The 10,283-nt window shown below is 67.3% G+C and carries 1 protein-coding gene; it reads left to right on the top strand.

The window, feature by feature from the left end; genetic code table 11:
* A partial coding sequence (locus A5775_RS11580) for a non-ribosomal peptide synthetase (RefSeq protein ID WP_156660669.1) occupies positions 1 to 10,283 on the top strand: 10,283 nt, incomplete at both ends.

Below are 10,283 nucleotides of genomic sequence, written 5' to 3' on the forward strand. Positions count from 1 at the left end.
TGGGGTGCTGATGGGCAGCTGCGGTATGTGGGCCGTGCCGATGAGCAGGTCAAGATCCGCGGGTATCGCATCGAACTCGGGGAGATTCAGGCCGCACTGACCGCCCTGGAGGGCGTGGAGCAGGCCGTCGTGATCGCGCGCGAGGACCGACCCGGCGACAAGCGGCTGGTGGGGTATGTCACCGAATCGAGCAGCGGGACAGTCGATCCGGGCGAACTGCGTATCGCGCTGGCCGAGCGACTGCCGGAATACATGGTGCCGGCCGCGGTGGTGGTGTTGGCGGCGCTGCCACTGACCCCCAACGGCAAACTCGATACCCGCGCCCTGCCGGCACCCGAATACCAGAATGCCGGGTCCCGCGCTCCGGCTAGCGCGGTCGAGGAGATCCTGGCCGGCATCTACGCCGACGTGCTCGGCATCGAGCGCGTCGGTGTCGATGACTCCTTCTTCGATTTGGGTGGTGATTCGCTGCTGGCGACGCGCCTCGTCGCCGCGATCAACACCAGCTTGGATGCCGATCTCTCGGTACCCGCCTTGTTCGAGGCGCGCACAGTGGCGCAGTTGGCAGTCCGTATCGGTGCGAGCGCAGGTCGGCTTGAGCCGTTGGTGGCGGTGCAGCGGCCCGCAGTGGTGCCGTTATCGTTTGCCCAGCAACGGTTGTGGTTCCTGGACCAGTTGCAGGGCCTATCGCCGGTCTACAACATACCGGCGGTGTTGCGGCTCAGTGGAAGCCTGGATGCCGAGGCGTTGGGGGCCGCCCTCGCGGACGTGGTGGGCCGCCATGAGAGCCTCCGTACGCTCTTTGCGGCGCCCGAGGGAACACCGCAGCAGGTGGTTATCCCTAGGGAACAAGTCGGTTTCGGCTGGCAGGTCGTGGATGCCACCGGCTGGTCGGAAAGCCGGCTGAGTGAGGCCGTTAACGCCGCAGCGTGCTACACGTTCGATTTGGCCGCCGAGATCCCGTTGCGGGCAAGGCTTTTCCGCGTCGCTGACGACGAACACGTGCTGGTGGCCGTGGTGCACCATATCGCTTCGGATGGCTGGTCGATCACCGCGCTGGTGCGTGATCTGGGACTGGCTTATGCCAGCCGGTGTGCGGGTCACGCCCCGGGTTGGACGCCGTTGCCGGTGCAGTATGCCGATTACACGCTGTGGCAGCGTGCGCAGCTGGGTGATGTGGCCGATGCCGACAGCCCGATCGCGGCGCAGCTGGCTTATTGGGAGCGGGAGCTGGCAGGGCTCCCCGAGCGGCTGGCGTTGCCGACGGATCGGCCTTACCCGCCGGTGGCCGATTACCGCGGCGCCAGTGTGGTGGTGGACTGGCCGGCGCAGCTGCAGCAGCGGATTGCTCAGGTGGCCCGCGAGCACAACGCAACCAAGTTCATGGTGATCCAGGCCGCCCTGGCGGTGCTGCTGGCCAAGCTCAGCGCCAGCAGCGATGTCGCGGTCGGATTCGCGATCGCCGGACGGCGCGACCCGGCGCTGGATGAGCTGGTGGGATTTTTCATCAACACCCTGGTGCTTCGGGTCGATTTGGCCGGGGATCCCACCGTGGCCGAGCTGCTGGCCCAGGTCCGGGCGCGCAGCGTGGCGGCCTATGAGCACCAGGACGTCCCCTTTGAGGTGCTCGTTGATCGCCTCAACCCGACCAGAAGCCTGGCCCATTCCCCGCTGGTGCAGGTGGTGTTGGCTTGGCAGAATTTCCCCGGCCACACCAGCGACCCCGCCGCCGGGCTGGCCTTGGGGGACCTACACGTCACGCGCATGCCGACGGACACACAGTCGGCGCGCATGGACCTGACATTCACCCTGGCCGAACGTTTCAGCGACGCCGGTGAACCCGCCGGGATTGCCGGGGATGTGGAGTTCCGCACCGATGTGTTCGACGCGGCCAGCATCCAGGCGCTGATCGAGCGGTTGCGGCGAGTGTTGGCGGCCATGACCGCCGATCAAAGCCAGCGGTTGTCGTCGGTGGACTTGATGGATGCCGATGAGCACGCCCACCTGGACAAGATCGGTAACCGGGCGATATTGGCGCGGGCGGTGCCAATAGCGGCGTCGATTCCTGCGGTGTTCGCTGTTCAGGTGGCGCGCACACCGGAGGCGGCGGCGATCACCTTTGAAGGCCAGTCGATGACCTATCGGGAGGTCGACGAGGCGTCGAACCGGTTGGCACACCTGTTGCTCGCCCTGGGCGCCGGCCCGGGAGAGTGCGTGGCGCTGCTGTTGCCACGGTCGGCCGAGGCGGTCCTGGCGGTAATGGCGGTGCTCAAGACCGGGGCGGCGTATCTGGCGATTGATCCGGCGCATCCGACCGCGCGAATGCAGTTCATGGTGGCCGATGCCGTGCCGATCGCCGCGATCACCACCACCGGGCTGGCCGACCGGTTCGACGGCTGTGGCCTGCCGGTCATCGATATCGATGACCCGCGCATCCTTGGTTGCGCGTGCTCGGGCTTGCCGACGCCGGCAGCCGAGGAGATCGCTTACCTGATCTACACCTCGGGCACCACCGGGGTGCCCAAGGGGGTGGCCATCCCCCATCACAACGTGACCCGGCTGCTGACAGCACTGAATGCCGACCTGGAACTGTCGCCGGGGCAGGTGTGGACGCAGTGCCATTCGCTGGCCTTCGACTACTCGGTGTGGGAGATCTTCGGTGCGCTGTTGCAGGGCGGACGGCTGGTGGTGGTACCGGAATCCGTGACACGCTCACCCGAAGACCTGCACGCGCTGCTGGTCGCTGAACAGGTCAGCGTATTGAGTCAGACGCCGTCGGCGTTTTATGCGCTGCAAACCGCCGATGCGCGGGCACCCGAGCTGGGATCTCGGCTGCAGCTGGAGACGGTGGTGTTCGGCGGCGAGGCGCTAGAACCCCAGCGTCTTGGAACCTGGTTGGACCGCCACCGGCGATCGCCGCGGCTGATCAACATGTATGGCATCACCGAGACGACGGTGCACGCCTCGTTCCGCGAGATCAGCGTCGCCGACGTCGACCGCAGTGTCAGCCCCATCGGGGTGCCGTTGGTGCATCTTGGCTTTTTTGTGCTGGACCCGTGGTTGCGTCCGGTGCCGGCCGGGGTGGTCGGGGAGTTGTACGTAGCCGGCGGTGGGTTGGCGTACGGATACCTGGGCCGGGCTGCTTTGACCGGGTCGAGGTTCGTGGCCTGCCCGTTCGGCGGTGCCGGGGCGCAGGGAACACGCATGTATCGCACCGGGGACCTCGTGAGTTGGGGGCCCGATGGTCAGCTGGACTATCTGGGTCGCGCCGATGAGCAGGTCAAGATCCGCGGGTACCGCATCGAACTCGGTGAGATCCGGGCGGCGCTGGCCGCACTGGACGGGGTGGATCAGGCGGCGGTAATCGCGCGCGAGGACCGCCCCGGTGACAAGCGACTCGTCGGCTATATCACTGGAGCTGCTGACCCAACCGATATTCGGGCACGGTTGGGTCAGCGGTTGCCGGGCTACATGGTGCCGGCGGCGGTGGTGGTGCTCGAGGCGCTGCCGCTGACGGTCAACGGCAAACTGGACACCCGGGCCCTGCCGGCACCCGAATACACCGAGGTCGATCGCTACCGCGCCCCGGGTACCCGCACCGAGGAGATCCTGGCCGGCATCTATGCCCAAGTCCTCGGGCTCGAGCGGGTCGGGGTCGACGATTCGTTCTTCGACCTGGGCGGGGATTCGCTGTCGGCGATGCGGGTGATCGCCGCGATCAACAAGTCGTTGGACGCCGGCCTTGCGGTGCGCACCGTGTTCGAGTCGCCCACCGTTGCCCAGTTGGCGCCCCGTATCGGCGGGGGCGGGGGTGGGCCTAAGCCGCTGGTGGCCGGCACGCGGCCGGCGTTGGTGCCGTTGTCGTATGCGCAGAGCCGGTTGTGGTTCCTCGACCGGTTCGAGGGCGGGGTGGCGACCTACAACATGCCGACCGCGTTTCGGATCAGCGGTGTGCTGGATGTCGAGGCGTTGACGGCGGCTATCGATGATGTGATCGCCCGCCACGAGGCGCTGCGCACCATATTTCCTGACATCGACGGTGTGCCGTTCCAGCAGGTGCTCCCGGCAGAGGCGGGGATGTGGCGGCGCGATGGCCTGCCAGTGGTGTCGTTGCCGGAGCAGGATGTGATCGGCGAGTTGGTGGCGCTGGCGGGGTACCGGTTTGATTTGGCAACCGAGATCCCGATTCGTGCGCAGATCTATGCGGTGGGCCCCGAGCAGCATGTCGTGGGGATTGTGGTGCACCACATCGCTTTTGACGGGTGGTCACTGGCTCCGATGGCCAGGGATATCTTCGAGGCCTATCGGGCGCGGCGGCAGGGCCAGGCCCCGCAGTTGGCGCCGTTGCCGGTGCAGTATGCCGATTACACGCTCTGGCAACGGGAGTGGCTGGGCGTCGAGTCTGATCCCGACAGTGTGATCGCCGGGCAGTTGGCTTATTGGCGGCAGGAGTTGGCTGATCTGCCCGAGGTGGTCTCGCTGCCGGCGGATCGGGCGCGCCCGCCGGTGCCCAGTTACCGCGGTGATGCCGTGGACATGCACCTCGACCCGGAGCTGTGGGCGGGGATCAAGGCGTTGGCGGCGGCGCATAACGCGACCGTCTCGATGGTGCTGCAAGCGGCCATGGTGGTGGTGTTGCACCGGGCCGGGGCCGGCGGGGACGTGGCGATGGGCACCCCGATCGCCGGGCGGATGGATGCGGCGCTGGATGAGCTGGTCGGGTTCTTCGTCAACACCTGGGTGTTGCGCGTTGGGTTGACACCTGCGCACCGGTTCAGCGAGGTGCTTGCGTGCGTGCGTCAGAAGGCGCTGGACGCCTACAGCAACCAGGACGTGCCGTTCGAGCGGCTGGTCGAGCAGCTCAACCCGGTGCGCTCCACGGCGCATCATCCGGTATTTCAGGTGGCCTTGGCCTTCCAGAACAATGTGCGCCCCGACGTGGCACTCGACGGACTCAGCGTCGAGCCACTTGCGGTGGACAGCCGCACCGCCAAGTTCGATCTGGATGTCGATCTGCGGGAGGTGCCCTCCGAGGACCCGACCGCGCCGATGGCCGCCGGGGTCGTGACCTATGCCACGGATCTCTATGACCGGGCGACCATCGAGCGCTTCGTCACCTGGTTCGGGCGGGTGATCGAAGCGGTCGTAGCGGATGCGTCGGTGGTGGTGGGCGACCTGGCGTTGCTGGATCACGGCGAGCGCGATCTGGTGGTGTCGCGGTGGTCTGACGCCGGAGTTGGGGCACCGGCAGGCGTGGCGTCGGAGTTGTTGGCCGCGGCGGTGGCCGCGGCCCCGGACGCGGTGGCGATTGTCGATCGTGCGCGGAGCGTGTCCTATCGCGAGCTCGACGAGTGGTCGACGCAGCTGGGGCGGGTGCTGATCGAGGCGGGGGTGGGCCCGGAACGCGCGGTGGGCGTTGCGATGGGCCGGTCTACGGAGCTGGTGGTGGCGTGGTGGGCGGTGCAGAAAGCCGGCGGTGTGTATGTGCCGGTGGATCCCGCTCACCCTGTCGAGCGGATCGCAACGGTGTTGGACTCGGTGGGCGCGGTGTGCGTGTTGACCTGGGATGCCGACACGGTGGCCGGGGCCGGGATGCGCCCGGTGCTGCGCGTCGATGGTCTGGACCTGTCCGGGCGGTGCGCCGTGGCGATCACCGATGCCGACCGACTCGCGCCGTTGGGACCGGATAACACCGCGTATGTGATCTTCACGTCGGGGTCCACCGGTACCCCCAAAGGGGTGGCGGTCACCCACGGCGGTCTGCCCGGGGTAGCCGCGGCGCGCGAGGCGTTCGGGCTGGACGCGGATACCCGCATGCTGGCGGTGCTCTCCCCGACATTTGACGCCGCGCTCGGCGAGTTATTGGTCGCGGTGGGATCGCGGGGGGCGCTGGTGGTTGCGCCGCCGGAGGTGTATGCCGGTGAGGCTTTGACCGCATTGCTGCAGGAGCAAAGGGTCACCGCGGCGGTGATGACCCCGACGTTGCTGTCGTCGCTGGATCGGACCCGGTTGGATGAGTTGTCCACCCTGATCGTCGGCGGTGAGGCCTGCCCGGACGAGTTGGTGACCGCGTGGGCGCCGGGGCGGCGCATGTTCAACGGCTACGGCCCCACCGAGGCCACTATCTGGGCCACCAGTGCGCCGCTGTTGGCGGGGCAGCCGGTCCGCATCGGCACCCCCCTCCCCGGGATGCGCGCACTGGTGCTCGACGCGCGGCTGAACCCCGCCCCGATCGGGGTGGTCGGTGAGTTGTATCTGGGCGGACCGGCGCTGGCGCGCGGCTATCTGGGCCGGGCGGATTTGACCGCGGAACGGTTCGTGGCAGATCCCTACGGGCCCCTGGGCGGGCGGCTCTATCGCACCGGCGACCTGGTGCGCTGGACGCTCGACGGAACCCTGGACTATCTCGGCCGTGCCGACGCCCAGATCAAGCTGCGCGGACACCGCATCGAACTGGGCGAAATCGAAAACACCTTGCTGGGTTGCCAGCAGGTTTCGCGGGCGGCCGCCACTGTGTATGAGAGCAAAACCGGCTCGCATCTGGTCGCCTATGTCACGCTCGACCAGACCACCACCGCCGAGCACGACGCCGAAACCGTCGAGGCGTGGCAAAACCTGTATGACGAGGCGTATGGCGCTGACGCGGAGTCGCCGGAGTTCGGCATGGATTTCCGCGGCTGGAACAGCAGCTACACCGACGATCCGATCCCGCTTGAGGAGATGATGGAGTGGCGTTCGGCCACGGTGGATCGGATCCTCAAGTTGCATCCCGCGCGAGTGCTGGAGGTCGGCGTGGGTTCGGGGCTATTGCTTTCCCAGCTGGCTCCGGTGTGCGCCGAGTACTGGGCGACGGACTTCTCCGCGCCTACGATCCAGCGGCTGCGAGCGGCAGTGGCTGGGCGGCCGTGGGGGGATCGGGTGCGGTTGCAGGTGCAGCCCGCCGATGTAGCCGATGCGTTGCCGGAGGGCCATTTCGATCTGGTGGTGCTCAACTCGGTGGTCCAGTACTTCCCGAGCGCGCGGTATCTGACTGATGTGCTGGCGGTCGCGATGCGATTGCTGGCACCGGGCGGGACACTGTTCATCGGCGACGTGCGCAACCACAGCCTGCAGGGCGCGTTTCAGACCGGCGTCGCACTGGCCCGCACAACGGACGACGCCATCGATGCCGCCGAGATTCGCCAACGACTTCACCACGCCATGCTCGGCGAAGCCGAATTGCTGCTCGCCCCAGAGTTTTTCATCACCTGGGCCGACGACCAGCCGTCGGTGGCCGGACTCGACATCGAAGTCAAACGCGGAGTGGCGGACAACGAACTCAACCGGTACCGCTACGACGTCAGCATCCACAAAACCCCGGCACCGGTGCGCTCATTGGCCACCGCGGACAGCTGGGCGTGGACCGAATGTGCGGGCCTGGACGGGCTGCACGACCGGTTGGTATCTGAACGTCCCAACGCTGTCCGCGTCACGGAGATCCCCCGCGCCGGACTGATCAGCGACGTCCACGTCGAACACGCCCTCGCCGACGGGCTGCCCCTGGCCGACGCACTGGCCCACGCCGACGGCGCCGAAGCCGTTGTCCCCGAACAATTGCACGAGCTTGGTGATACCGCCGGATATCACGTCGCGGTCACCTGGGGCACACAACCGGGCACCGTAGATGCGGTGTTCATCGCTGCAGCTGACGCTGAGCAAACCTCGGCGCTGACCGATGTGTATCTGCCACCTGACGGGGCTCACCGATGCAGCAGTCACGCCAATGACCCCCAAACCAACACCAAGATCACCGCGGTGCGTCAGCAATTGAGCGCGTGGTTGCCCGAATACATGGTACCGGCGCACATAGTGGTGCTCGACGAATTCCCGTTGACCTCATCGGGCAAGCTCGACCGAAAGGCCCTGCCGGAACCGGTGTTTACCACCACCGCCTTCCGGGCGCCGCAGACCGAGACCGAAAAAATCGTCGCCGGCATCTATGCCGAGGTGCTGGGGATCGACAAGGTCGGGGTCGACGACTCGTTTTTCGACCTGGGTGGCGATTCGCTGTCGGCGATGCGTCTGATCGCCGCGGTCAACACCGCTCTGGATGCCGACCTTTCGGTGCGTGCAGTGTTCGAGGCGCCCACGGTGGCCGAATTGGCGCCCCGTATCGGTAAGCGAGGGGGCCTCGAGCCGCTGGTGCCCGTTGAGCGGCCGTCGGTGGTGCCGTTGTCGTTTGCCCAGAGCCGGTTGTGGTTTATCGACCAGTTGCAGGGGCCGTCACCGCTTTACAACGTCGTGGTGCCGTTGCGGCTAAGTGGGCGCCTCGATGCGGACGCGCTAGGTGCGGCAGTGGCCGATGTGGTGGGCCGCCACGAGAGCCTGCGCACCCTGTTCCCGGCGATCGAGGGGATACCCCAGCAGGTGGTTATCCCCGCGGAGCGGGCCGATATCGGCTGGGACGTCATTGATACCACCGGGTGGTCGGCGGGCCGGCTGGAGGAAGCCATTGGCGCCGCGGTGCGCCACACGTTTGACCTGGCCACCGAAATCCCGTTGCGAGCATGGCTTTTCCGCGTCGCCGACGACGAACACGTGCTGGTGGCCGTCGTGCACGAGATCGCCGCCGACGGCTGGTCGACGACCCGGCTGGTGCGTGACATGACTGTGGCCTATACCAGCCGGTGCGCGGGACGAGCCCCCGACTGGGCGCCACTGCCGGTGCAGTATGTCGATTACACGCTGTGGCAGCGCGCGCAATTTGGCGATCTCGAGGACAGGGACAGCCGCATCGCCGCGCAGCTGGCCTACTGGGAGCAGACGCTGGCCGGGATGCCCGAGCGGCTGCAGCTGCCCACCGATCGGCCCTACCCGCCGGTGGCCGATCACCGCGGCGCCAGGGTGGCGCTGGAGTGGCCGGCGCAGTTGCAGCAGCAGGTCGCCCGGGTGGCCCGCGAGCACAACGCGACAGGGTTCATGGTCACGCAGGCCGCCTTGGCGGTGCTGCTGGCCAAGCTCAGCGCGAGTTCCGATGTGGCAGTGGGGTTCCCGATCGCCGGGCGACGTGATCCCGCGCTGGATGAGCTGGTGGGATTTTTCGTCAACACCTTGGTGCTGCGCGTCGATCTGGCCGGCGATCCCACCGTCGCCGAGCTGCTGGCCCAGGTGCGAGCACGCGGCCTGGCCGCCTACGAGCACCAAGACGTGCCCTTCGAGGTGCTCGTGGAGCGGCTCAATCCCGCCCGATCGTTGGCCCATCACCCGCTGATCCAGGTGGTGTTCGCCTGGAACAATTTCCCCGGGCAAGCCAACGACTCCGCAACCGAGCTGAGTTTGGATGATCTTCAGGTCACGCCGCTGCTCGGGGACACCCAGACCGCGAAAATGGATGTGGTCTTTTTCCTCAAAGAACGCTGGACCGACGCCGGTGAACCGGCCGGGATTTCCGGGACGGTGGAGTTCCGCACCGACGTGTTCGACACCGAAACCATCCAGGCGTTGGTCGAGCGGTTGGAGCGGGTGTTGGTGGCGATGACCGCCGATCCCACCCGGCGGCTGTCGTCGGTGGATCTGCTGGATGCGGGTGAGCATGCCCGGTTGGATGAGATCGGTAACCGGGCGGCGTTGACCCGGCCCGCGACGCCGGTGTCGATCCCGGCATTGTTCGCCGCGCAGATGGCCCGCACCCCGGATGCGGTGGCGGTGACCTGCGAAGGCCGCTCCATGACGTACCGGGAGATGGATGAGGCCGCGAATCGGTTGGCGCACTTGCTGGCCGGGCGGGAGGTGGGCTCTGGGGCGTGTGTGGCGCTGCTGTTGTCCCGGTCGGCCGAGGCGGTCGTGGCGATCCTGGCGGTGCTCAAGGCCGGGGCGGCGTATCTGCCGATCGACCCAGCGGCGCCGGCGGAGCGGATCGAATTCCTGCTCGCCGACGCCGCGCCGATCGCCGCGATCACCACGGCCGGGTTGGCCGAGCGACTCGACGGACATGACGTGGTGATCATCGACCCCAACGATCCCGCTGCCGACGACCAACCCACCACGGGCTTGCCGGCGCCGGCCCCCGAGGACATCGCGTATCTGATCTACACCTCGGGCACCACCGGGACGCCGAAAGGCGTGGCGATCACCCATCACAACCTCACCCAGCATTTGGACTCATTGAACGCCGGTCTGCCGCCGGGACGGGTGTGGACGCAGTGCCACCCCTATGTCTTTGACTTCTCGGTGTGGGAGATCTGGGGCGCGTTGTTGCATGGTGGGCGTCTGGTGGTGGTGCCCGAGCCGGTGACCGGTTCACC

The sequence above is a fragment of the Mycobacterium sp. 852002-10029_SCH5224772 genome (genome assembly GCF_001667315.1).
Taxonomy (GTDB): Bacteria; Actinomycetota; Actinomycetes; order Mycobacteriales; family Mycobacteriaceae; genus Mycobacterium.